The sequence below is a fragment of the Tritonibacter multivorans genome (assembly GCF_001458415.1).
In the GTDB taxonomy this organism is placed as follows: Bacteria; Pseudomonadota; Alphaproteobacteria; order Rhodobacterales; family Rhodobacteraceae; genus Epibacterium; species Epibacterium multivorans.
Genome location: NZ_CYSD01000015.1, coordinates 71,642 through 94,249 on the forward strand (window position 1 = coordinate 71,642; position 22,608 = coordinate 94,249).

Here is a 22,608-nt window from a genome sequence, read left to right on the forward strand (position 1 = left end):
CTGCCGAGGGTCGGCAGCGGTGGCGCTGTCAAACACGCCTTTTCACGCTGTGTTTGCTGAGGTTTGGAGCGGAAATTACCGCCTCAGACTGCCCGTCAGCAATGGTCGGAACGCCTAATTTGATCTTTCCAGTGGGCGTTCCTCCCAATTTCGGATCCAATTTTGGTGAATTGGTTTAAGTGACCTTCCGGCACGTATTTGGAGTGACTTTTGTGGCCTAGCTGGCATCTGCCAGCAGCGAAGCATTGCCGCCTGCAGCGGTGGTGTCGATGCAGGTGTGGCGTTCCAGCACGCAGCGGTCGGCCAGATCCTGTTCGGCCCAAAGCGGCAAGAGCTGCCCCTCGCGACCTGCAAGCGCACGACGCGCGGTGCGCAGGGCCGTGTCTTCGGCCCACAGGGCCACGCCCTGAAACCCCGTCAGGCGGCCAAGATCGGCCAGATCCAACGTGCCGTCCAGCGCGTGGGCTCCGACAGCCCCCGGTGCAATCAGTGCTGCGCGGCAGCCATTGGCCTCGGCGATTTTGGCCTGTGCCTGCGCAGCCTCGGCTGTTGGTCCCAGACACAGCACCACGCCGCGCCCATAGGTGGCCAGCACGTTGGATTCGCCCGTCGGTCCGGGCAAGGCGGTTTCGGACAGGATCACGCGATCCGGCTGCGGTGTGTGGTTCAGCAGCGCTTGGGCCTCTTCAAAGCGCAACGTGGCGACGTCAGATGCTGCATAGGGCGTCGCGGGCGCTTGAGTGAAGCGTTTGACATAGGCCGGGCCACCCGCTTTGGGACCGGTGCCGGACAGGCCTTCTCCGCCAAAGGGTTGCGAGCCGACAATCGCGCCGATCTGGTTGCGGTTGATGTACATGTTGCCAACTGTCAGGCGTTCGGTCACCTGCTGGATCCGGTCATCAATGCGCGAATGCATGCCAAAGGTCAGACCAAAGCCCGAGGCGTTGATGGTATCAACCACCTGATCCAATTCGCGGGCCTTATAGGTGGCCACATGCAGAACGGGGCCAAAGATTTCGCGGCGCATGTCCTCGATCCCGTTCACCCGGATCACAGTTGGCGCGACAAAGGTGCCAGTGGTGGGGCGGGCGAGTTCTTTGAGCACGCGACCTTGCGCACGGGCGGCCTCGATATAGTCCTGAATGTCTGAACGCGCGGCCTCATTGATGACGGGGCCCACATCGGTGGACATCTGCCACGGCTGGCCCACGACCAGTTCGTCCATCGCGCCAAACAGCATCTTCAGATAGGTGTCAGCGACGTCTTCCTGCACATAGAGGCAGCGCAGCGCTGAACAGCGCTGGCCTGCAGACTGGAAGGCCGAGGCGACGATGTCTTTGACCGCCTGTTCAGGCAGGGCGGTGGAATCCACGATCATGGCGTTCAGCCCGCCGGTTTCTGCAATCAGCGGTGCGCTTGGGGGCAGGGTTTCGGCCATGGTGCGGTTGATCCGCTGGGCCGTGGCGGTCGACCCGGTGAAGCAGACGCCGGAAACCCGTGCATCCGACGTCAACGCCGCCCCCACAACCGATCCCGGTCCGGGCAGCAGCTGGAGCGCGGTGGCGGGCACGCCCGCCTCCAGCAGCAGGCGCACACCAATGGCGGCGTTGACGGCGGTGGTTTCGGCCGGTTTTGCCAGTACCCCATTGCCAGCCGCCAGCGCAGCGGCGATTTGGCCGGTGAAAATCGCCAGCGGAAAGTTCCACGGGCTGATGCAGGTGAACAGACCCCGGGCGGGCTGTTCCAGCTCCGGCGCGCGGGCGCCATAGTACCGCAGGAAATCCACCGCTTCGCGCAGTTCGGCAATGGCGTCCATTGGGGTTTTGCCTGCCTCGCGGGTCAGAACGGCGAAGATTTCGCCAAAGTTCTGTTCATAGAGGTCAGCCGCCCGGAACAGCACCGCGCGGCGATCTTCGGCGGGCGCATCCCAAGGGGCGGCATCGCGCAGCGCGGCCTCAACGGTTGCCGCATCGGCGAGCGTCACAGTGCCGACTGTGTCACTGGGGGCGGCAGGGTTTTGCACCGGCAGCACCTCATCGCCTTGCGGCGCGCGTGCGGTGATCGGGGTGACGGCCCATTGATGGGTTGCAAAGGGGCTGCGGGCGGCTTCGATCTCGTCCAGATCATCGTCGTCGTGCAGGTCCCAGCCACGCGCGTTTTCGCGTTCTGCCCCATAGAGCGCGGCTGGCGGCAGCACGGCTTTGTTGATGGCTTCGGGATCATATTCGGCAAAGGGGTCGGCGGCGACCACCTCGGCGGGGACATCCTCATCCACGATCTGGTTCACAAAGGAAGAGTTCGCGCCGTTTTCCAGCAGGCGGCGCACCAGATAGGCCAGAAGGTCGCGATGCGCCCCCACCGGCGCATAGATCCGGCAGCGGGCTTTGTGTTTTTTGCGTACGGTGTCGTGCAGCGCTTCGCCCATGCCGTGCAGACGCTGGAATTCAAAGCGCTCCGGATCGGTGGCCAGCTCCAGCACGGCGGCAACTGTGTGGGCGTTGTGGGTGGCAAACTGGGGATAGATCCGGTCGGTCATGCCCAAAAGTTTCTTGGCATTGGCGATGTAGGAAATATCGGTGGCGACCTTCTGGGTGAAGACCGGAAAATCCTTCAGGCCTTCGACCTGCGCGCGTTTGATTTCGGTGTCCCAATAGGCGCCTTTGACAAGACGGACCATGATCTTGCGATCCAGTTCGCACGACAGCTGATAGAGCCAGTCCAGAACATCCGCCGCGCGGCGACCGTAGGCCTGAACCACCACGCCAAACCCGTCCCAGCCCGCAAGCGACGGGTCACGCAGCACGGCTTCGATCACATCAAGCGACAGGTCCAGACGGTCGGCTTCTTCGGCGTCAATATTGAGCCCCATGCCAGCGGCTTTGGCAGCCTGTGCCAGCTCCAGCGTGCGGGGGACCAGTTCGTCCATGACGCGGGCCTTCTGGCCGACCTCGTAGCGGGGGTGCAGGGCCGAGAGTTTGATCGAAATGCCGGGGTTTTCGCGAATATCCGCAGAGGTGCATTCGGTAGACAGCTTGGCAATCGCATCCGCATAGGCGGCAAAGAACGTATCGGCGTCGCCTTGGGTCAGCGCCGCTTCGCCCAGCATGTCATAAGAATAGGTGTACCCTTCCGCGACCTGCGCGCTGCCGCGTTTCAGGGCTTCGTCGATGGTCTGGCCCAGCACGAACTGCGCGCCCATTTCCTTCATGGCGCGGCTGACGGCGGTGCGGATCACCGGTTCCCCCAGACGTTTCAGCGCGCCGCGCAGGATGCCCGCAAAACCGGGCTGGTCGTCGTTCAGCACCTTGCCGGTCAGCAGCAATGCCCAGGTCGAAGCATTGACCAGCGACGAAGACGACTGGCCCAGATGCTTGCCCCATTCCGACGGGGCAATTTTATCTTCGATCAGCGCATCAACGGTTTCGGCGTCCGGCACCCGCAACAGCGCTTCGGCCAGACACATCAGCGCCACGCCTTCGTCGGTCGACAGCCCGTATTCTGCAAGGAACACATCCATCAGGCTGGGGCGGGCCTCCGTGCGGATCCCGTTGACAAGGGCCACGGCTTCGCCGCGCATACGGCTGCGTTGTTCTTTGGACAGAGCAGCACTTTCGATCAGCGCCTGAACGGCCTGCGTTTCGCTGCGCAGATGGGCGGCGCGGATCAGGGAACGGGTTTCCTGCAGCTGGGTCATCGGGGAACCTCCAAGACTTTGTGTTCCGGCCAATGTATCAGATTGTTAATAGTCGTTTCGGCTGTTGTTGTCAGAACTGCGGGCGTTTGATACGATGTTTGCGGAAAAAATGGGTCAAAGGTGCGGAATGGCGGAAATATATGGTGATCTGGACCAGATCGACAAATCTATCCTTGATGTGCTGAGCCACAACGGTCGGATCACGGTGACAGAGCTGGCCAAACATGTGGGGCTGTCAAAAACCCCCTGCCAGATCCGTCTTAAGCGGTTGATCGACGACGATTTCATCCAAGGTTTCAAGGCCAAGCTGAACCCCGCCAAGATGTGTCTGGAGCATGTCTGTTTTGTCGAGGTTACCATGTCCGACACCCGCGAGGCGGCGCTGAATGCGTTTAATGAGGCCGTGGCGCAGATTCCCGAGATCGAGCAGTGCCACATGATTGCCGGGTCGTTTGACTATTTGCTGAAGATCCGCACCGCAGACATCCAGAACTACCGCCGGGTGCTGGGGGAGTCGATTTCCAGCCTGCCGCATGTGGCCAATACCTCGACCCATGTGTCGATGCAGTCGGTGGTGGACGAAATCACCTGAAGGGGTCAGGCCAGTAGGCTATGGACCCAATCCGGCACCACTTCGGTGGCGGGACCAAAGCGACGGGTGTCAAAGGCGCGGCTGATCTCGGAGGGTTCGAGGTTCAGTTCGACGGTTGCGGCCCCAAAGGCGCGGGCTTCTTGCACAAAGTTTGCGGCTGGATAAACCTGCCCAGAGGTGCCAATGGAGGCAAAGACAGTGGCAGCGGCCAGATGATGGGCGATCTCCTCCATGAAATAGGGGATCTCGCCGAACCAGACCACGTCCGGGCGGGTCTTGGCCGCGCCGCAAGCTGGGCAGGGCGTGCCGAGCCCCATCTCGGGCGGCGCGTCCCAGCGGTGACCGCACCCATAACACAGCGCACTGTTCAGCCGCCCATGCATATGCAGAACGGCCGTGCTGCCTGCGGCCTCGTGCAGGGAGTCCACGTTTTGCGTGACAATCACCACGTCGCCCGCGTAGTCCCGCTCTAGCCGGGCCAGCGCAATGTGGGCTGCGTTGGGCTGGGCTGTGGCGGCCTGCTGGCGGCGGGCATTGTAGAAGTCATGGACCAGATCCGGGTCACGGGCAAAACCTTCGGGGGTGGCCACATCCTCGATCCGGTGCTGCGCCCAGAGCCCGCCTTCGTCGCGAAACGTACCGAGCCCGCTTTCGGCGGAAATACCTGCGCCGGTCAGAATAACGATTTTGCTCATGTGGGCTCCTGTCGGTGGCTATGTGCAGGATGCAGTTGCACGCGGCCTCCTGTCCATTAGAACTTGGGGCAGACCCAGAAAGGATCCGCCATGACCCAGAAGCTGCTCTTTGTGTGCCTTGGCAATATTTGCCGTTCTCCCGCTGCCGAAGGGTTGGTGCGCGATCTGTGCCCCGAGGTTGAAACCGACAGCTGCGGCACGGGCGCCTGGCATGTGGGAGAGCCGCCCTATGGTCCGATGCAGGCCGCAGCCGCTGCACGGGGTACGGATCTGTCTGATCTGCGCGCGCGGCAGTTTACGCGGGGAGATTTTGACCGCTTTGATCTGATTTTGGTGATGGATCACGACAACCGCGCCAATGTCGAAGCGCTGCGCCCGTCGGGCAACACGACCGAGGTCAAGCTGTTCGCGGAATACGCGGGGCAAGCAGGGGTGTCCGAGGTGCCCGATCCCTACTACACAAGGGATTTCGACGGCTGCCTCGACCTGTTGGAAGAGGCAGCCGCCGGTCTTAAGCGCGCGCTTTAGGCGTCCTGCAGCCGAAGCAGGCCCGCCAGCCATGGCAGTTTGTTCACCGCCGGGTCGATCATCTGGCTCTGGACCAGACGGCGCATGGTGACAGAGACATCCAGCGGCACGGTGTTTGGCCAATCCGCGGCTGCAAACAACGAGATCCGGCGCGAGAAATTGCCAAACGGCACCGAGAACGCGTCGATTTCATCGTGGAAACGGGCGGCGCGCATATATCCCAGCGGCGTGGTGATCGCCCAGCCAATGCGACGGCCAACCATGGCCATCAGCGCCAGATGCGAGCCGATCTCAAAGCGGTCTTCAAACTCCAGCCCGTGACGGGTCAGCTGTGCTTCGATCTGCTGCGAGATCAGCTGCTCGCGCCCATAGCGCAACAGCGGCAGATGGGCGAGCTCTGAGGTCACGGATTCCGGGTCTTTGACCACACCGCGCGGGGCAACAAGGATAAAGGGATCCTCGACCAGCGGGTATTCCGTCAGGCCTTCGTGCAGTTCGCCCGAGGTGGCCGCAATGCCCATGTGCAGCTCTTTGGCCTCAACCGCGCGCACAATGTCATGGCTCGATGCTGTGGTCATTTTGAAACGGCACTGGGTCAGGCTGTCGGCCAAAATCGTGGCCAGACGCGGTGTCAAGTCATTGTCGAAGTCGTCGATCAGGCCGATCGACAACGACGGCAGATGCGACAGATCCATCACTGTCAATTCGCTTTGGGCAAGACGCAGCTCGCTCAAAACCGCCTGCGTGCGGGTCAGGAAATTCCGCCCCGCCGGCGTCAAAACCATGGGGCGACGGCCGTGATCGACCAGTTCGGACCCAAGGGCTTTTTCAAGGTTGCGCAGCTGCTGGCTGACCGCGGGCTGGCTCAGGCCGGTGAAATCTGCGGCCTGGGCCACGGAACCGGATTTTGCAAGAGCTTCGAATACTTCAAGGCCGCGGAGGGTGACCCCTTTCATCAGCATATTGTGTCTCCAATATAATCACTATGTCCCCGCTTCCGCGCAGTGCACTGCCGCTGGGTGTCAAAAGAGGACAAACAACGGCATCTGGTGCGTGCAGCACGCTGGGGGAGGATAAAAACTTGGTTTTTTTAGGAATTTTTTCGGTTTTTGAAAAGATCTAATAAGGTTTGTTTTACATTTATTGTGATATTTTTAATTTAACTTAAGCGGGCTTAGCGTCGGGATGTCGCATTTTGCGCCCGATGCTTCGATTCTGGTGCAGGTCTGTCTCAACCGCAAGACTGCGCCGCCGCCGCGCCGAAGGTCTTGTACCGCTGCCACAGGCGCTCATCGCTGCGCCGGTCCGACCGGCTGACGTTCTGCGCTTCCTGCGGGTCCAGGAACCACTTGGACACAAGTCGGCGTTCGCTGCGATTGAGGCGCTGGTTGGCGACCGACTGAATACAGCGGCACAGGCGGGGGCTGGCGGCGTTGCGGTCGGACTGGCGACAGGCGCGTTCAATCGCCCCCGCGGCAGAGGCCGCTTCGGCCACCGGGAGCGCCATCATTGCGGCGATGGCCGCCACGCGCACTGCTTTTGAAAATCCCGCCATGACCCGATTGCCCCTTGCTTTTGCTTTTTTGCTTTCTGCTTGGGGCAAAGTTTTAAGGGATTTGAAAGTTTCTGCAATGGGGGAGTGGGGCGGCTTAGAGGAGAACCTCGAACAGGCGCCAGCCGATTTGGACCAGTTGTGTGAACAGTTGCGTCACAGTGTAACCTAGATGGGCCAAACGGGCGGACTTGATCTCTTTGCTGTCGAAAATCTTCGCGCCTTTCTCCATCAGTAGTGCGAATTTAGAGATGCGGCTGAAGGCCCGATATTCGCCCATTAGCGGTTTTGCACATTCGGGCAGGTCAGGCACCGGGCCCACCGCGTCGTTGTGCAAACGGGGCGACAACATTTCCTCGAAGTCTTCGCTGAAGTCTTCGCCCAATGGGTCATCGCTGAGTTCTTCCAGAACAGGAAGGGCATCGCGCAGAAGGGCTTTATCCTCTTCGGGGAGTTCTTGGACCGCAAGAGATGCCCGCTTGAGGCGGTTCTCTTCGACATCGGGGTGTTCGGCGCGAATACCGCGTACGGCATCTTCGACCGTGGAGAGAAGGGCGAGGTTATCCTCATTGTCCGGCAGCTCCCGGCTTTCGTGGATCTGCCGTCGCAGGCTACCGGCGACCGTGGAGAGGGTGAGTTCTGCATTCTGCGGGTCCTCACGGTATTTGCCGAGCGCCCGGTTGAGTTTCCTCACATCGCCCGCCGTTTCCCGCAACCCATTGTGGCCGCCCAGACAATCCTCCAATGCGTCTTCGACCTGATTGAGCAGGGCGGACATATGGGGCTGGTTTTGGATTGGAATCGGCACAGCGCGGAATTTGCCGGTGTCTGGGTTGACCTCAATGATTTCTGCCATCGGCAGCTTTTCAGAGAGCATCTCGGCTTTGACTTTGTCGATGGCGGCAGCGACGGCTTCGGGGCCTTGTTCCCAGATCGCGTCGTCAATCACCGCCACGCGCCGTTGAAGCTCCCAGTCGAGCGGTTTGCCGTCAACGAAGCCTTGATACCACTCGGCCCAGAAAGCCCACTCGGCGTGTTTCGATGCGTGGATGCGAAATTCTTCCAAATACCTCAGCAAGTGGCCGATTTCCGTTGGGTTCGGCCAAAGTTGGGCATGGAACATGTTGGGGATCTGCAGTGTAGTGTCGGCATAGGCCGCAGAGAGGGCGGAGTCGGCAGCGAGTGCAGGGGCGGCAGCGGAGTGGGAGACAGAGTGAGCCGCGGAGCGGGTGGCTGAGAATGCGGAGGAATAGGTGGCTGCTGCGGCGTGATCAGCGCCACTGTCGGCGACTGAGGAGGTGCTGGAGAAGGCTTCGGAGTGAGCAGAACGGGCGGCAGACGTGGCGGCTGAGAAGGCGGAGCCAAGTTCACTCCTGTCAGGTGGGGGGCGCATACTCGAAACCCCTGACAGGAGTGTCGCGCGGAGAGACGCTAAAATCATCGTTGTATCCGCACGGAAGATAGGATTGTGATCCGTAAGCCTCATAAGTTCTGGCAAAGACCGCAGCGACGCTCGGCAGGCGATAGCCTGACAAATCTCCGCTGGTTGCTGTTCCAGCCAGTCTTTGAATTGATCCTGCGAAGTAATCTCGACCGAATTGTTCAAATTGAGCATCCTGCGGCTAAAATATATGCTTGCGACCATACGCGCCCGCTTGACCAAACTCAAAATCCAAACCATATGCCGTGACCATGACAGAGCTCTCCAAGATCCGCAATTTCTCCATCGTGGCCCACATCGACCACGGGAAATCCACACTCGCTGACCGCCTCATCCAGGAGACGGGCACCGTTGAAGATCGCGAGATGAAAGAACAGCTGCTCGACAGCATGGACATCGAACGCGAACGCGGCATTACCATCAAGGCCAACACCGTCCGCATCGACTACAAGGCCGAGGATGGCGAAGACTACGTGTTGAACCTGATCGACACCCCCGGTCACGTCGACTTTGCCTATGAGGTGTCCCGCTCCATGCGCGCTGTGGAGGGCTCGCTTCTGGTGGTGGACTCGACCCAAGGGGTGGAGGCGCAGACGCTTGCCAATGTCTATCAGGCGATTGAAGCCGACCACGAGATCGTGCCGGTTCTGAACAAGATCGACCTGCCCGCCTCCGATTGTGACCGCGTGGCCGAACAGATCGAAGATGTGATCGGCATTGACGCGACCGAGGCCATTCAGGTGTCGGCCAAGACGGGGCAGGGTATCCGCGAGACGCTCGAGGCGATTGTCACCAAGCTGCCCGCGCCCGAAGGCAATGTAGATGCGCCGCTGAAGGCCATGCTGGTGGATTCGTGGTATGACGCCTACCTTGGCGTGATCGTTCTGGTGCGGATCATGGACGGTACGCTCAAGAAGGGCATGCGCGTCAAGTTCATGTCCAACGACACCCTGCACCATGTGGACCGCGTTGGCGTGTTCCGCCCGGAAATGCAGATGATCGACAGCTTGGGCCCCGGCGAGATCGGCTTCCTGACCGCCTCGATCAAACAGGTGCGCGACACCCGCGTCGGCGACACCATCACCAATGATCGCAACGGCACCGAAATTGCGCTCGACGGCTTTAAGCCCGCGCAGCCCGTGGTCTTCTGTGGCCTGTTCCCGGTGGACAGCTCACAGTTTGAAGACCTGCGCGATGCGATCGACAAGCTGGCGCTGAACGACGCCTCCTTCAGCTTCGAGATGGAAACCTCGGCCGCGCTGGGCTTTGGCTTCCGCTGCGGTTTCCTTGGGCTGTTGCACCTCGAGGTGATCCGCGACCGGATCGAACGCGAATACAATATCGAGCTTATCACCACCGCCCCCAGCGTGATCTATCACGTCTATATGAAGGGCAAGGACAATGAGCCCGGCGAGATGATCGAGCTGCACAACCCCGCCGACATGCCGGATCTGTCCAAGGTCGACCACCTGGAAGAACCCCGCATCAAGGCCACCATCATGGTGCCGGATGAATATCTGGGCGACGTGCTGAAGCTGTGCCAGGACCGCCGCGGCATTCAGGAAGACCTGACCTATGCGGGCACCCGCGCCATGGCGGTCTATGACCTGCCGCTCAATGAGGTGGTGTTTGACTTCTACGACCGTCTGAAATCGGTGACCAAGGGCTATGCCTCCTTTGACTATCAGATGACCGGCTACCGCGAGGACAATCTGGTCAAGATGTCGGTTCTGGTGAACGACGAACCCGTGGATGCGCTGTCGACCATGGTCCACCGCGACCGGGCGGAGACCCGCGGCCGCGCCATGTGTGAAAAGCTGAAGGACCTGATCCCGCGCCACATGTTCAAGATCCCGATTCAGGCGGCCATCGGCGGCAAGGTCATCGCGCGTGAGACCCTGTCTGCGATGCGCAAGGACGTGACCGCGAAATGTTACGGCGGCGACGCGACCCGAAAGCGGAAGCTTTTGGACAAGCAGAAAGCGGGTAAGAAGAAGATGCGCCAGTTCGGTAAGGTAGATATCCCGCAAGAGGCGTTTATTTCAGCGCTGAAGATGGACGATTGATCAATCCCCAACTGGCTGCGAAAGTAATGGGTGGAGCTTTGGCTCCACCCATTTTTTTTAGGTTGGGGTTTATGAATTATACTTTCTTCGTTGATGAGACCGGGGATGCCGGTCTGGATAAGGTTAGAAGTGATATAAACAGTAAAGGCGCTTCACCGTTTCTGGTTTTCGGAGGTGTTCTTGTGCCAGACTCGCGTGTCGAAGAATTGCGCGAACTCTTGGCGAGCGTGCGAAGTTCTCTGGGTAAGCAGTCTCTGCATTGCAATAGATTGAGCCATTTTCAAACGGCAAAATATGCCAGAGAAGTTGCTGAAAAAGCGGGGGTTCTGCTCTTTGCCTTTGTGTCCCGTAAGGAGACTCTTGGCAGCTACAAAGGTAGGATTAAGGGTAAAGGTCAGGACCAAAAGTACTACAATAAGTGTGTGAGCTATTTTCTAGAACGTGTTGGTCATTGGATGCTTGAAAATGACGTCCGACCAGAGCAACTTGATGTCGTTTTCGAAAAACGAGATGGTCACGACTATAGCAGACTGCGAAACTACATAGCTGTGGTGAAAAGTAATCCGAATGATGCTCGTCTGGGCTATTTCTTAGGGCCTATATTGCCGTCTAGGATCCGCGCTGTATCAAAGAAAGATGAGGAACTACTGGAATACGCTGATCTAGTTGCGTTTGCAGTTTCCGCCGCGATTACACCCTCTAAAGCGAATTTTGGCGTGCCAGAACAACGTTATTTGAGGGAGCTAAAGTGCCGTTTCTTCAAAGATGAGGTCTCTTGCGCAGTTGGCGAGTTTGGCCTGAAGGTTTTCAAACGTTCGTCGATTAAGTTTGATCCGAGCAGTAAAGAGTTTTTGGATGGATGGCATGTAGCGGGTGTCAGTCCGAAATTGCCGCAGCAGGTCGATTGACCCGGTCGTCAGACTGGGCAGCGCCCGACCCTCCCCCCGGGAGGGCGCTATGCACCCACCCAGGCTCGGGCGCTGCCCTCATTGTTCTGTGGGGAAGGGCCCTCTGACCCAGATCAAAGACAACGGGGCCGCAGGGCCGCATCCTCTGCGCATCCATAAAATCGAACGGAGGCCCCCTCGATGATCCGCCTTGCCCTGATCCTGCATCTGTTTATTGGCGCGACCCTGTCGGGCAGTGCGGTGGTGGCTGCACTTGTCTCGGGCCACGACAGCGTGGCGATGCTGCTGCTGTCGGCGGGAACGGGGTTTATTCTGGCGGTGCCGCTCAGCGCGATCGTGGCGCGCAGGCTCTATGCTCGGGGCTAGGGCCTGCGGCTGACGGTCAGAGCGCTTTTTGCACGTTTGAGGCTGCGTTGCCGATGGCCTGCCCGGCTTTTTCGATGTCGCGCCCGGCCCCTTTGGCGGTTTCGCAGGCGGCAAGGGTCAGGACGCAGGTCAGCAAAAGGGCGGTGCGGATCATGGCGGCGGGGCTCCGGATTGAGGTGGCGTGCGGCCCAGCCTCTCTGATTGGTCGCGTGATTGCAAGGCAGCCCCCATGCCGCCCAGATGAGGCCAAAGGTGGCGGGCGGTCTGCGCAGACCATACTGGCGGCTTTGGCGAAGATGTCGGGGCAGGGGGCACGCGCTTTTGTCCCCAAACGCTATGCGTTTTTGCGGATTATTTTCTGCCCGCCCTGCGGTAGTTTCGCTTACAACCTCCACGGGATTGTTCAGAAAATCGGACTTTCTGAACAGGGTCGTAAGAGATCAGTGAAAATGGGCGATTGTCAAAGCCCTGTTAACTTGATGCGGGAAAAGAAGGCAGGGTTTGCGACGCGTGGGTCGCGACCTGGTGTAGAGACAATCTAAGTATGAGTGTGGATATGTTGGATTTTTCTGTTCAAAAAGAATTGCTTGAAACGCGGCTGGCCATGATTGCCCCCAAAGGCGCAGAGGCGACGGCGCTGACCAAGGCCCTGCATCGGCTGAATGAGGGGGAATATGGCTATTGCCGGATTTGCGGTGCTGATATTCCAGAGGCACAATTGCGCGCGCAGCCGGAGAACCCGTTTTGCCCCTCCTGCAACGCCTAACGCCGTGTCTAAACCGCGTCATAGCGACAGTTGCGCATATCCGCCCGTTGCCGTGCCGCGCCGGATATGGCACAACGCCCTGTAAATGCAGAAACCTACGAGTTTAGCAGATGACTGATTTTGCCCTTCGCCGTCGCATGATGGTGGACACTCAGGTGCGACCCGCCGATGTGACCAAATACCCGATTATTGAGGCCATGCTGGCCGTCCCGCGCGAAAACTTCGTGCCGGATGGGCAGGTTGAGGCCGCATATGCAGACCAGAACCTTGTTCTGGGCGAGGGGCGCGAGCTGTTCGAGGCCCGTACACTGGCCAAAATGCTGGATGCGCTGGACCTGCAGAACGACGAGCTTGTGCTCGATCTGGGCTGTGGCCTTGGGTATTCCACCGCCGTGATCGCGCGTATGGCGCAGATGGTCATTGGCGTCGAAACCGAAGAGCTGGGCGGCGACGCGCAAGAGGCGCTGATCGAGGCGGGCTCTGACAATGCGGTGGTGCATCTGGGTGATCTGACCGAGGGGGCGCAGGAACATGGCCCCTACGACGTGATCATTGTCGAAGGTGGCGTCGAAGACCTGCCTGCGTCCATCACCGATCAATTGAAAGAGGGCGGCCGGATCGCTGCGCTGTTTGTCACGGGCGCCCTGGGCGAGGTGAAAATCGGTTACAAAACCGGCGGCGCGATCTCCTGGCGTTTTGCGTTCAACGCGGGCGCACCGGTTCTGCCGGGCTTTGCCAAGGCCACTGAATTCGCCTTGTGACCGTTTTGGGCATCAGCGGCGCTTTGCCCGGATGTCTTGCCCGGATGACTTGATTGAGACGGAAACATCACAGCCCGCTGCGGAGCACAGACCGCAGCGGGTTATTTTTTTGAGCTTGTGTCCAATAATGTGTTAGGCTTACAGCATAAATGGGATGGATACGGATCTGCGGGACATTAAAACCCGCGCATGAAAGACCAGACACCGAGGCGACATCATGAGCAATTTTTTCAAGTTTTCGGGAACCAAGACCATCTTGACGGCCGGGGTTCTGGCCTTTGCGTTGGGGGCAGCCCCGGCAAAAGCGGACAATGTCACCGATGCGATGATCGGTGCGTATAACTCAAGCGGCCTGCTGGAGCAGAACCGCGCGCTGCTGCGTGCAGCAGATGAACAAGTGGCAATCGCGGTGTCACGCCTGCGTCCGATCGTTCAGGCCGCGCTTGATATTGGCCGCGACTACAGCCGTTCCGTCACGTCTGGCGTTGGCGCTTCTTCGGGGCGTGGCAGCACCGATGCAAGCGTATCTCTGACTCTCAGCTGGCTGCTGTTTGACAATGGCGTCTCTCAGCTCAGCAAGGCCGCCGCGCAGGAAACCGTTTTGGCAACACGCCAGTCGCTGGTTGATGTGGAACAGGCGGTGCTGTTCTCGGCGGTGCAGGCCTATGTGGGTGTGCTGTCGCAGCAAGACATCGTGGCCCTGCGCCGCAACAACCTGCGTCTTCTGCAGGAAGAACAGCGCGCCGCCAACGACCGTTTCGAGGTCGGCGAAGTGACCCGCACAGACGTCGCGCTGGCGGAAAGCCGTGTGGCGCAGGCGCGCTCTAACCTGATCAATGCTGAAGGCGATCTGCAAACCGCCAAAGCCGTCTATGAACAGGTGGTTGGCCGTATGCCAGGCGCGATCTCTGTCTACCCGCCGCTTCCCGGTCGTCCCGGATCGGTCGCAAATGCCCGTGCCAATGCGCTGCGCACCCACCCGAGCCTTAAGGCCCAGCAGCACACTGTCAAAGCACGCGAACTGGATGCCACAGGCGCCCTGCGCGCCATGGGGCCGTCTCTGAACCTGAACGTCAGAGGCAGTCACACGGAGGCCAAAGACACCAGCGACACGGGTCGTTCGGCTTCGGTTGGTCTGGAACTTTCGCAGCAGATTTATTCCGGTGGCCGTCTGGCCGCGACCCGTCGCGCCGGTGTGGCACAGCTGGACGCTGCCAAGGGCAACCTGATCACCATCCAGCGCGGTATCGTGCAGGAAGTGGTCAGCGCTTTTGCTTCGCTCGAAGCGGCCGAAGCCAGTCTGATTGCCTCGAACGAACAGGTGCGCGCGGCGCAGGTGGCCTTTGACGGGATCCGCGAGGAAGCCACTCTGGGGTCACGCACCACATTGGACGTTCTGGAAGCGGAACAGGATTTGCTGGATGCGCAAACTGCCCGTCTTCAGGCGCGCGCCAACCAGTCGATTGCGGCTTACCAGCTGCTGCAGGCGCAGGGTCTTTTGACCGCGGATAACCTGCGTCTCGGCGTCGAACAATACGATCCGGAGCTGTACTACAACGCTGTGAAATCCGCGCCGGCCTTTGTCACCAAACGGGGGCAAGATTTGGACCGTGTGCTCAAAGCGTTGAAGAAGAACTGAGAATTCACGGTCTCAGTGCTCAGACCTGTTGTGTGACGGGGGCAAGATGGCTAAGCTCATCCTCAAGAGGTGAGCAAGGCAAAGAAATATGTCCGAACCCGTCACACATGCTGAAATCGAAGATGTCCTGACATCCATCCGGCGCTTGGTCAGCACCAACGCCGAGGCAAGCCGATCCGAAATCGGTGGGACAGCACAACGCCCGGCTGCGCGCAGCAACGGGCGTTTGGTGCTTACGCCAGCCCTGCGGGTGATGCCGCAGGTGGAGGCCCCAGCCAATGATGCCAATGCGGAGGTGACAGAGGTGTCACCCTCGCCGGTGGAGGATCTGAAAGCAGACTTCCTGCGCGACCCGCAACCGGAGCCGCCGGAAATCCTTCAGACCGCATCTGACATAAATCCTGCGCCCCAAACGCGCGAAACCCTTGGGACGGAGCAGGAAGCAGTCGAACAGCCTGCGCCTTCGGTCGACGGCACAAATGGCACCGCAAAACCGCTGGTTCTGTCTGAAGTTGTTGAAGAAGAACCCAAAAGCGCACCGCCGGTCTTTGACGATCTGCCCGAAGCACCGGTTTCTGTGCAGCAGCCCGTCGAAAAAGATGTCGCCAAAGACGTCGCCAAAGACAGTGAGGCCGCGGCAGAAGCCGTTTCTGAAAGCGCGGCAGTGGCACCGGTGATAGAACCGGCTGAGACGCCAGAGGCGGCTCCTGTAGCCCATGTAAACGGCGTCGCTTCGCTACATGACGCCGCGCCTGTAGGGGCTACGGCTGAGCCGGCAGCAGAGAAGGCAGAAGATGACGCCCCGTGGCGTGATCCATCCGCCACCCTGTACGCCGCCGCCAAGGGCAAGGCCGCCGCAGCCGAAGCGTCAGAAAGCGCATCCGCGGAACGTCCAGCGCCCAGTGCGCGGGTGGCCGCTGTTGTGCGGTGTATCTCTGAAATTGTGAACGCGCATGAGGCGGGCGAAAAGGTTCCGGGTGGGGCGCATTGGACGGACCCTCAGAACGAAGACGACACCGGCGCTTTGCCGACCAAATCCCCCGAGGAAACGGACTGGCAAGACACTGCTGAGGTTGAGGCCGCTGAGGCCACAGTGCCCGAAGCGTCAGCTCTGGAAGAGCCCGTGGTGGAAGAGCCCGCGCTGGAAGCCACAGTGGCGCAAGAGCCGGCGCCGACCTCCGGTGCTGTTGCAGACACGCCTGACACCGCAGCCAGCTTGTTGTCCGAGGCCACCGTAGCCGCCGTACAGGGGCAGGTACGGGAGCAGTTGAATGACGCGGTAGAAACAGCTGTGCAAAATGCGTTGCCGACAACCGCCTCTAAGCCGCAGTTGCCGGTTGATGAGGCCTTTCTGGACGAAGGCGCGCTGCGCGAACTGGTGGCCGAAACCGTGCGCCAAGAACTGCAGGGCGCGCTTGGGGAACGGATCACCCGCAATGTGCGCAAGCTGGTGCGCCGGGAAATTCAACGCGCTCTGAATACACAAGAATTGTTCTAAGCGTCTGAACAGACAGTAAAATGAGGCCTGACCAGTTGGTCAGGCCTTTTCTGTTTCGCCAACCGGCGCCGCCAGCGACAGCAGCAGGTCCAGATCCAGATGATCTTCCAGATGGGCTGCAAGCGCATCCAATGTGCTCTCAACTGTTTCGTCATACTCTGTCTGGCTTTCCGCGCCCAAAGAGCGCAGGAAGGCCGCGCGAAACGCGTCTGATCCAAACATCCCATGTAGATAAGACCCGCGCACCCGGCCACAGCGGCCAATCGCGCCTTCGGGGCGGCCCTCCAGCTTCATCCAGGGGCGGTCACAGTCCGGCCCCGTGGTGCGCCCCATGTGGATCTCGTAACCCTCAACGCCGAGGTCACTGTCCATGGTGCGCGCGCGCGATTGCGTGACCCGCTTTTCGCCTGCCATGACGGTATGCACATCCAGCAGGCCAAGGCCCGCGACCTTGCCGGGGCGGCCATCAACGCCGTCGGGATCATCAATGGTTTTGCCGAGCATCTGATAGCCCCCGCACAGGCCCACCACATGGCCCCCGCGTCGATGATGAGCGAGAATATCAATATCCCAGCCCTGCGCGCGCAGGTAATTCAGATCGCCAATGGTGGATTTCGACCCCGGAATCAGGATCAGATCCGCATCGCCGGGCAGGGCGCGTCCGGGGGGGACAATCTCGATCGTGACATCCGGTTCATTGGCCAGCGGGTCCAGGTCGTCGAAATTTGCCATCCGCTCCAGCTGCGGCACCACGATCTTGCAGGCCCCACCTTTGTGGGAGGCAATGTCCATCATGTCCTCAGCAGGCAGTTTCCATGCGTCCCAAAACCACGGCACAACTCCCAGACAGGGCCAGCCGGTGCGCGCGGCAATATCGTCGCGGCCCGCGTCAAACAGGCTGACATCGCCGCGAAACCGATTGATGGTAAAGCCCTTGACCTTGGCCAGATCCGCCGCGTCCAGCACCGCATGGGTGCCGACAACCTGCGCAATCACGCCGCCCCGGTGAATATCACCAACCAGCACGACGGGCACATTCGCCGCCTGCGCAAAGCCCATATTGGCGATGTCATTCTTGCGTAGGTTGGTTTCAGCAGGCGACCCTGCACCTTCGATCAGCACCAGATCCACATTGCGCGCCAGCCGGTGGAAGCTTTCCAGTGCGGCCTCCAACAGCCCCGTTTTGTCGCGCATAAAGCTGCCGGCCCCTTGGGTGCCGCGTCGTTTGCCTTGCACAATCACCTGCGCGCCCGTGTCAGTTTCCGGTTTCAGCAGCACCGGGTTCATATCCGTATGCGGCAGACGCATGGCGGCGCGGGCTTGCAGCGCCTGCGCGCGGCCAATCTCTCCGCCCTCCGGCGTCACGGCGGCATTGTTGGACATGTTTTGCGGCTTGAACGGTGCAACGGTCAGGCCCCTACGGACAAAGGCGCGGGCAAGCCCTGCCACCAACAGCGATTTCCCAACATTGCTGCCGGTGCCCTGGATCATAATGGACTGCGCCACAATTGCCTCCTACCTTATGGAGCGGTAACGATTCAGGCGACCATAGACGCAAATGAGGTGCAGATGAACACGCCAGCCCATCTTCTGACCAGTGCCGCGCTGTTTGGGCGCAAGGGCGGAAAGAAAACCCTGTTTGCAGCGACCCTTGGCGGTCTTTTGCCAGATCTGTCGCTGTATCTTCTGGTGGTCTGGGCCTTCAATGTGCAGGGGCTGACACCGGATGTGGTGTTTGGCGAGAAATACTTCTCTCCTGAATGGCAGCAGATCTTTGCAATCGACAATTCCATCCCTCTTTGGGGGCTATTGCTGGCCCTCGCGTTGTGGCGGCGGGTGGACTGGGCAGTGGCGCTCTGTGCGGCGGCTTTGCTGCATATTGGACTGGATTTCACGATGCATGCGGGCGACGGGCGGCCAAACTTCTGGCCGGTCTCCGATTGGATTTTCGATTCACCCATCAGCTATTGGGACAGTGGGCACCATGCGCATATGGTGGCCCCGGTGACGCTGGTTGCCAGCTTTGCGGCGTTTGTCGTGCTGTGGCGGCTGTGCCGCTGGCCGGGCAGAGGGCTCTTTGCCTGTCTGATGGCGGCAGAGCTTTGGACCGCCTGGCAGATGTTCACTTATTTCTAAGGCCTCATAAAAGAAAAGCGCGCCCCCCCGGGCGCGCTTTTCTTTAGACAGCTTTTGAAGGCTGCTTATGCGATCAGGCCGCTTCGGCCTGCGCAGCGTGTCGGCGTTCGCTTTCCTCGCGGGACAGCGCAACGGAGGTACGAATACCTTTACCCACGAATTCCATCAGACCGGTGACAACACGTTCACTGGGGTCAATACCCGCGCAGGTCAGCACTTCGCGGCCATCGCGAGAGCGCGCCCAACGGGCGATTTGTTCGGGGCCGTTACCGTATTTTTTGTCATCGGCAATGGCGTCATCCAGAGCGGCCAGAACAACGGCTGCAAAAAGCTTGCGCGCGCGGTTGCCCTGTTCGTTGTTAAAAGCGGAGCCGTCAACGAAATCTTGCATCTCGTTTCCTTTGTTGTTCTTGCTATTGCATTTTCGGCGTGAGCGGTCTTATGACGTATTTGTAACGATTCGGGTAGCCCAGTGTTGCATATCATTTATGCATTTTATGCATGCCTATCTGGTGGGCACCCCTGCCCAATTCTACGACATATCGTGAACTTGCCAGCCGCAGCACTGCTCGATATAGGGTTTTCAACCTTTACTTCAACCACGCGAAAGGCATGAGCATGCCCAAGATCAACGGTAACGAAATCCGTCCCGGCAATATTTTGGAACATAACGGTGGTCTGTGGGCCGCGGTTAAGGTCGACCACGTAAAGCCCGGTAAAGGCGGGGCATTTGCACAGGTCGAAATGAAGAACCTGCGCAATGGTTCCAAACTGAACGAACGCTTCCGCTCTGCTGACAAAGTGGAACGTGTACGTCTGGAGCAGAAAGATCAGCAGTTCCTCTACGAATCTGATGGCATGCTGGTGTTCATGGACGCCGAAACTTTTGAACAGATCGAAGTTTCTGCGGAACTGCTCGGCGAACGTCGCCCGTTCCTGCAGGACGGTATGACCGCCGTGGTGGAATATTACGAATCCGAGGCGCTGAACGTGTCCCTGCCGCAGAAAGTGACCTGCCAGATCGTTGAGACAGAGCCAGTTGTCAAAGGTCAGACGGCTGCGAACTCTTTCAAGCCTGCGATTCTGGACAATGGTGTGAAGGTCATGGTGCCGCCCTTCGTGGGTCAGGACGAAATGATCGTCGTCAACACCGAGACCATGGAATACGCCGAACGCGCCTAATTCGCTTCGACATCCATCTTCAAACCCTCGCAAGCGCTGCTTGCGGGGGTTTTGCGTTTTTGCGCCTCTTAAGCGGGCGACAAAGCGACCGGTTCCATTTTTGTGCGAGCGTGATATGCCTTTGGGTCATCAGGAGGATGGGGAGGACATCAGCCATGATGCGAAGCCACGTGGAAAAGGTGATCGAGGCGACCGAATCCAAGTCGAGCGCCGCGCGGTCGCGGCTTGTGGCCTCTTGGCGGCGGTCCATTGACAAACACGGGCTCGATCCCGGCCAGCGCGCCGCGGTGCAGCGTCTGGAGGACAGGCAACTGGCGGATCATCGCGATCGGGCCGGGGATCTGCTGTCGATTGCGCGCCCGCAGATGGATCAGCTGTTTCGTCTGGTGGGGCAGTCGGGCTGCACCGTGCTGCTGACCAATGCAGATGGGGTTGTTCTGGACCATCGCTGCACGGAAGGGGAGGCTCAGGTGTTTCGCAGTTGGGGCCTGTGGCAGGGCACAGATTGGAGCGAACGCGCCGAGGGCACCAATGGCATTGGCACCTGTCTGGCCGAAGACCGGCAGGTTATCATCCACCGCGACGAACATTTCCTCGCCCGCAATGTCGGCATGAGCTGCATGGATGCGCCGATCTATGGCGCGGCGGGGCAATTGGTCGGGGCGCTTGATGTGTCCTCGGCCCGTGCGGATCAGACCGAGGACTTCAACCGCCTGATTGCCGCGATGGTGGCACAGACCGCGCGCCAGATCGAAGCCGAAGCCTTTCGCGCCGCCTTCCCAAAGGCACGCATACTGCTGGCGGACGGCGATGACGGCCCTTCGACCAAGCTGCTGGCGGTGGACAAGGATGATATTGTCATTGGCGCCACGCGCGGGGCCCGCAAGGCCTTTGGGCTCGCGCCGTCGGGTGATTTCAAATCCCGACCGGCATCCGACCTGTTCGGAGCCGAAGATGGCCCCACCGGATTCGAGAAAGCAGAACGCGCGGCGATGGTGCGTGCGCTTAGCCGGGCAGGGGGCAACGTGTCACAAGCGGCGCGCGCGCTGGGAATTGGCCGCGCAACCCTCTATCGGCGGATGAAACGGCTGGGGATCGGCGAAAACCACCCCTGATGTGTCTCAGCCCTGAGACAGGTGTGAGACAGCGCGTGTTTCGCCCCGGCTGACGCGGACAGGGGGACAGGTCAGTGTCACTCCACGGGCATGGCTGGAGGAGCCGGCGCCCAAGTGGAGGAGACACCTATGAATGAAATGACCCAACTGGACGCGACGTTTACCTCGCCGTTCAAAGAACGCTACGACAACTTTATTGGCGGCACATTTGTGGCGCCGGTCGGCGGCGAATATTTTGACAATATCACCCCGATTTCTGGCGCGAAGGTCTGCGAAGTGGCCCGTTCTGGCGCGGCCGATGTCGAACTGGCGCTGGATGCCGCCCACGCCGCCAAAGACGCCTGGGGCGCGCTGCCTGCTGCGGAACGCGCCAATGTGCTGCTGAAGGTCGCCGACCGTTTGGAGGAAAACCTCGACGTGCTGGCTAAGGCTGAAACCTGGGACAATGGCAAGCCGATCCGCGAAACCACAGCCGCCGACATCCCGCTGTCGATTGACCACTTCCGCTATTTCGCGGGCGTCCTGCGCGGGCAGGAAGGGTCAATGTCTGAGATTGACGCCGACACCATCGCCTATCACTTCCACGAACCGCTGGGCGTGGTGGGGCAGATCATCCCCTGGAACTTCTCGATCCTGATGGCAGCGTGGAAGCTGGCACCGGCGATTGCGGCAGGCAACTGCGTGGTGCTGAAACCGGCCGAGCAGACACCAGCCGCGATTATGGTGATGGCCGAGATCATTGCTGACCTGCTGCCCGCAGGTGTGCTGAACATCGTCAACGGCTACGGCGCCGAAGTGGGGGCACCGCTGGCGCAATCTCCGCGCATTGCCAAGATCGCCTTCACCGGCTCGACCCAGACCGGCAAGATGATCATGCGCTATGCCACCGAAAACCTGATCCCGGTGACGCTGGAGTTGGGCGGCAAGTCCCCCAATATCTTCTTCTCGGATGTGATGGCCGAGGATGATGCGTTCTTTGACAAGGCGATCGAAGGTTTTGTGCTGTTTGCCTTTAATCAAGGTGAGGTCTGCACCTGCCCAAGCCGCGCGCTCATTCAGGAAGACATCTATGAGGCCTTTATTGAGCGTGCGATTGCGCGGGTGAAGGCGATCAAACAGGGCGATCCGCGCCTCATGGAGACCATGGTCGGCGCGCAGGCGAGCCAAGAGCAGCAGGATAAGATCCTGTCCTATCTGCAGATCGGTGTCGAAGAAGGCGCCGAGGTTCTGGCCGGTGGCGCAGCCGCGCCAATGGAGGGGGACCTGTCCAATGGTTTCTATATCCAGCCGACGATCCTGAAGGGGCACAACAAGATGCGGGTTTTCCAAGAGGAAATCTTTGGTCCCGTGGTGTCCGTGACGACCTTCAAGACCGAAGAAGAGGCACTGCAGATCGCCAATGACTCTATGTACGGACTGGGCGCCGGCGTCTGGAGCCGCGATGCCAACCGTTGCTACCGCTTTGGCCGCGAGATTGAGGCAGGGCGCGTCTGGGTCAACAACTACCACGCATACCCGGCGCACGCGGCCTTTGGTGGCTACAAACAGTCCGGCATCGGGCGCGAGACCCACAAAATGATGTTGGACCACTACCAGCAGACCAAAAACATGCTGGTCAGCTACAACCCCAATAAGCTGGGCTTTTTCTAAGCCAGCGTTCCAGCTCTGC

Annotated in this window: 21 protein-coding genes; 13 read left to right on the top strand and 8 right to left on the bottom strand. The window is 60.0% G+C overall.

Annotated elements, in window-relative coordinates; genetic code table 11:
- Nucleotides 1-217: 217 nt before the first annotated feature.
- Nucleotides 218-3,694 carry a bifunctional proline dehydrogenase/L-glutamate gamma-semialdehyde dehydrogenase PutA gene (gene putA, locus TRM7557_RS05455; protein ID WP_058289209.1) on the bottom strand — a complete coding sequence of 1,159 codons (3,477 nt, stop codon included), beginning with the start codon at nucleotides 3,692-3,694 and terminating at the stop codon, nucleotides 218-220.
- A gap of 127 nt (nucleotides 3,695-3,821) precedes the next feature.
- On the opposite strand from putA, the gene TRM7557_RS05460 reads away from it, so the two are divergent.
- Nucleotides 3,822-4,286 carry an Lrp/AsnC family transcriptional regulator gene (locus TRM7557_RS05460; RefSeq protein WP_058289210.1) on the top strand — a complete coding sequence of 155 codons (465 nt, stop codon included), beginning with the start codon at nucleotides 3,822-3,824 and terminating at the stop codon, nucleotides 4,284-4,286.
- 5 nt (nucleotides 4,287-4,291) lie between these two features.
- Here the strand turns inward: TRM7557_RS05460 and TRM7557_RS05465 are convergent, their stop codons facing one another.
- Nucleotides 4,292-4,981 carry an NAD-dependent deacylase gene (locus tag TRM7557_RS05465; RefSeq protein WP_058289211.1) on the bottom strand — a complete coding sequence of 230 codons (690 nt, stop codon included), beginning with the start codon at nucleotides 4,979-4,981 and terminating at the stop codon, nucleotides 4,292-4,294.
- Between the two features lie 90 nt (nucleotides 4,982-5,071).
- On the opposite strand from TRM7557_RS05465, the gene TRM7557_RS05470 reads away from it, so the two are divergent.
- A complete protein-coding gene (locus tag TRM7557_RS05470) occupies nucleotides 5,072-5,509 on the top strand; it encodes a low molecular weight protein-tyrosine-phosphatase (protein ID WP_058289212.1) in 438 nt (145 codons plus the stop codon).
- Here TRM7557_RS05470 and TRM7557_RS05475 read toward each other — a convergent pair.
- From TRM7557_RS05475 to TRM7557_RS19820, 3 genes are all read right to left on the bottom strand, one after another.
- Nucleotides 5,506-6,471: a LysR family transcriptional regulator gene (locus TRM7557_RS05475; protein WP_058289213.1), complete on the bottom strand. Its 966-nt coding sequence runs from the start codon at nucleotides 6,469-6,471 to the stop codon at nucleotides 5,506-5,508. The genes TRM7557_RS05470 and TRM7557_RS05475 overlap by 4 nt on opposite strands.
- 269 nt (nucleotides 6,472-6,740) lie before the next feature.
- On the bottom strand, nucleotides 6,741-7,019 hold the full coding sequence (locus tag TRM7557_RS05480) for a hypothetical protein (RefSeq protein ID WP_110590826.1): 279 nt from the start codon (nucleotides 7,017-7,019) through the stop codon (nucleotides 6,741-6,743).
- Between the two features lie 139 nt (nucleotides 7,020-7,158).
- Complete coding sequence (locus TRM7557_RS19820) at nucleotides 7,159-8,667, bottom strand: hypothetical protein (RefSeq protein ID WP_131727520.1); 1,509 nt, start codon at nucleotides 8,665-8,667, stop codon at nucleotides 7,159-7,161.
- Between the two features lie 86 nt (nucleotides 8,668-8,753).
- On the opposite strand from TRM7557_RS19820, the gene lepA reads away from it, so the two are divergent.
- The 3 genes from lepA (at nucleotide 8,754) to TRM7557_RS05500 (ending at nucleotide 11,842) form a co-directional block, all read left to right on the top strand.
- Nucleotides 8,754-10,568 (top strand): translation elongation factor 4, encoded by a 1,815-nt coding sequence (gene lepA / locus TRM7557_RS05490; protein WP_058289215.1) that lies wholly within the window; start codon nucleotides 8,754-8,756, stop codon nucleotides 10,566-10,568.
- A complete protein-coding gene (locus TRM7557_RS05495) occupies nucleotides 10,565-11,476 on the top strand; it encodes a DUF3800 domain-containing protein (RefSeq protein WP_058289216.1) in 912 nt (303 codons plus the stop codon). The genes lepA and TRM7557_RS05495 overlap by 4 nt, the downstream gene beginning before the upstream one ends.
- Nucleotides 11,477-11,656: 180 nt before the next feature.
- Nucleotides 11,657-11,842 (top strand): hypothetical protein, encoded by a 186-nt coding sequence (locus TRM7557_RS05500; RefSeq protein ID WP_058289217.1) that lies wholly within the window; start codon nucleotides 11,657-11,659, stop codon nucleotides 11,840-11,842.
- A gap of 16 nt (nucleotides 11,843-11,858) precedes the next feature.
- Here TRM7557_RS05500 and TRM7557_RS19725 read toward each other — a convergent pair whose 3' ends face one another.
- Complete coding sequence (locus TRM7557_RS19725) at nucleotides 11,859-11,996, bottom strand: entericidin A/B family lipoprotein (protein ID WP_074941970.1); 138 nt, start codon at nucleotides 11,994-11,996, stop codon at nucleotides 11,859-11,861.
- Nucleotides 11,997-12,398: 402 nt separating this feature from the next.
- On the opposite strand from TRM7557_RS19725, the gene TRM7557_RS05510 reads away from it, so the two are divergent.
- The 4 genes from TRM7557_RS05510 to TRM7557_RS05525 all read left to right on the top strand — a co-directional run bounded on the left by TRM7557_RS05510 (nucleotide 12,399) and on the right by TRM7557_RS05525 (nucleotide 16,506).
- The gene (locus TRM7557_RS05510) at nucleotides 12,399-12,608 is read left to right on the top strand and encodes a TraR/DksA family transcriptional regulator (protein WP_235811402.1); all 210 of its coding nucleotides are present in this window, start codon (nucleotides 12,399-12,401) and stop codon (nucleotides 12,606-12,608) included.
- Nucleotides 12,609-12,718: 110 nt separating this feature from the next.
- Nucleotides 12,719-13,369, top strand: coding sequence for a protein-L-isoaspartate O-methyltransferase family protein (locus TRM7557_RS05515; protein WP_058289220.1), 651 nt, complete (start codon nucleotides 12,719-12,721; stop codon nucleotides 13,367-13,369).
- A 217-nt stretch (nucleotides 13,370-13,586) separates the two neighbouring features.
- The gene (locus TRM7557_RS05520; protein WP_058289221.1) at nucleotides 13,587-15,008 is read left to right on the top strand and encodes a TolC family outer membrane protein; all 1,422 of its coding nucleotides are present in this window, start codon (nucleotides 13,587-13,589) and stop codon (nucleotides 15,006-15,008) included.
- A gap of 88 nt (nucleotides 15,009-15,096) precedes the next feature.
- A complete protein-coding gene (locus tag TRM7557_RS05525) occupies nucleotides 15,097-16,506 on the top strand; it encodes a hypothetical protein (RefSeq protein WP_058289222.1) in 1,410 nt (469 codons plus the stop codon).
- A gap of 39 nt (nucleotides 16,507-16,545) precedes the next feature.
- Here the strand turns inward: TRM7557_RS05525 and TRM7557_RS05530 are convergent, their stop codons facing one another.
- Nucleotides 16,546-17,997, bottom strand: coding sequence for a cobyric acid synthase (locus TRM7557_RS05530; protein ID WP_207382626.1), 1,452 nt, complete (start codon nucleotides 17,995-17,997; stop codon nucleotides 16,546-16,548).
- Between the two features lie 78 nt (nucleotides 17,998-18,075).
- Between TRM7557_RS05530 and TRM7557_RS05535 the strand changes: the two genes are divergently transcribed.
- The gene (locus TRM7557_RS05535; protein WP_058289224.1) at nucleotides 18,076-18,642 is read left to right on the top strand and encodes a hypothetical protein; all 567 of its coding nucleotides are present in this window, start codon (nucleotides 18,076-18,078) and stop codon (nucleotides 18,640-18,642) included.
- 73 nt (nucleotides 18,643-18,715) lie between these two features.
- On the opposite strand, the gene TRM7557_RS05540 is transcribed toward TRM7557_RS05535, so the two are convergent.
- The gene (locus TRM7557_RS05540; RefSeq protein WP_058289225.1) at nucleotides 18,716-19,033 is read right to left on the bottom strand and encodes a DUF6280 family protein; all 318 of its coding nucleotides are present in this window, start codon (nucleotides 19,031-19,033) and stop codon (nucleotides 18,716-18,718) included.
- A 227-nt stretch (nucleotides 19,034-19,260) separates the two neighbouring features.
- On the opposite strand from TRM7557_RS05540, the gene efp reads away from it, so the two are divergent.
- From efp to adh, 3 genes are all read left to right on the top strand, one after another.
- Entirely contained in the window at nucleotides 19,261-19,824 is a 564-nt protein-coding gene (efp, locus tag TRM7557_RS05545) for an elongation factor P (protein ID WP_058289226.1), read from the top strand.
- 155 nt (nucleotides 19,825-19,979) lie between these two features.
- A complete protein-coding gene (locus TRM7557_RS05550) occupies nucleotides 19,980-20,939 on the top strand; it encodes a helix-turn-helix domain-containing protein (protein WP_235811403.1) in 960 nt (319 codons plus the stop codon).
- Between the two features lie 129 nt (nucleotides 20,940-21,068).
- The gene (gene adh, locus TRM7557_RS05555) at nucleotides 21,069-22,589 is read left to right on the top strand and encodes an aldehyde dehydrogenase (RefSeq protein ID WP_058289227.1); all 1,521 of its coding nucleotides are present in this window, start codon (nucleotides 21,069-21,071) and stop codon (nucleotides 22,587-22,589) included.
- The last annotated feature ends 19 nt before the right edge of the window (nucleotides 22,590-22,608 follow it).

What these genes read in the sequence shown, in the direction of transcription:
- putA (WP_058289209.1), bottom strand. Translation starts at nt 3,694, where the DNA reads ATGACCCAGCTGCAGGAAACCCGTTCCCTGATCCGCGCCGCCCATCTG.
- TRM7557_RS05460 (WP_058289210.1), top strand. Translation starts at nt 3,822, where the DNA reads ATGGCGGAAATATATGGTGATCTGGACCAGATCGACAAATCTATCCTT.
- TRM7557_RS05465 (WP_058289211.1), bottom strand. Translation starts at nt 4,981, where the DNA reads ATGAGCAAAATCGTTATTCTGACCGGCGCAGGTATTTCCGCCGAAAGC.
- TRM7557_RS05470 (WP_058289212.1), top strand. Translation starts at nt 5,072, where the DNA reads ATGACCCAGAAGCTGCTCTTTGTGTGCCTTGGCAATATTTGCCGTTCT.
- TRM7557_RS05475 (WP_058289213.1), bottom strand. Translation starts at nt 6,471, where the DNA reads ATGCTGATGAAAGGGGTCACCCTCCGCGGCCTTGAAGTATTCGAAGCT.
- TRM7557_RS05480 (WP_110590826.1), bottom strand. Translation starts at nt 7,019, where the DNA reads ATGATGGCGCTCCCGGTGGCCGAAGCGGCCTCTGCCGCGGGGGCGATT.
- lepA (WP_058289215.1), top strand. Translation starts at nt 8,754, where the DNA reads ATGACAGAGCTCTCCAAGATCCGCAATTTCTCCATCGTGGCCCACATC.
- TRM7557_RS05500 (WP_058289217.1), top strand. Translation starts at nt 11,657, where the DNA reads ATGATCCGCCTTGCCCTGATCCTGCATCTGTTTATTGGCGCGACCCTG.
- TRM7557_RS19725 (WP_074941970.1), bottom strand. Translation starts at nt 11,996, where the DNA reads ATGATCCGCACCGCCCTTTTGCTGACCTGCGTCCTGACCCTTGCCGCC.
- TRM7557_RS05510 (WP_235811402.1), top strand. Translation starts at nt 12,399, where the DNA reads ATGTTGGATTTTTCTGTTCAAAAAGAATTGCTTGAAACGCGGCTGGCC.
- TRM7557_RS05515 (WP_058289220.1), top strand. Translation starts at nt 12,719, where the DNA reads ATGACTGATTTTGCCCTTCGCCGTCGCATGATGGTGGACACTCAGGTG.
- TRM7557_RS05520 (WP_058289221.1), top strand. Translation starts at nt 13,587, where the DNA reads ATGAGCAATTTTTTCAAGTTTTCGGGAACCAAGACCATCTTGACGGCC.
- TRM7557_RS05525 (WP_058289222.1), top strand. Translation starts at nt 15,097, where the DNA reads ATGTCCGAACCCGTCACACATGCTGAAATCGAAGATGTCCTGACATCC.
- TRM7557_RS05530 (WP_207382626.1), bottom strand. Translation starts at nt 17,997, where the DNA reads ATGATCCAGGGCACCGGCAGCAATGTTGGGAAATCGCTGTTGGTGGCA.
- TRM7557_RS05535 (WP_058289224.1), top strand. Translation starts at nt 18,076, where the DNA reads ATGAACACGCCAGCCCATCTTCTGACCAGTGCCGCGCTGTTTGGGCGC.
- TRM7557_RS05540 (WP_058289225.1), bottom strand. Translation starts at nt 19,033, where the DNA reads ATGCAAGATTTCGTTGACGGCTCCGCTTTTAACAACGAACAGGGCAAC.
- efp (WP_058289226.1), top strand. Translation starts at nt 19,261, where the DNA reads ATGCCCAAGATCAACGGTAACGAAATCCGTCCCGGCAATATTTTGGAA.
- TRM7557_RS05550 (WP_235811403.1), top strand. Translation starts at nt 19,980, where the DNA reads ATGATGCGAAGCCACGTGGAAAAGGTGATCGAGGCGACCGAATCCAAG.
- adh (WP_058289227.1), top strand. Translation starts at nt 21,069, where the DNA reads ATGAATGAAATGACCCAACTGGACGCGACGTTTACCTCGCCGTTCAAA.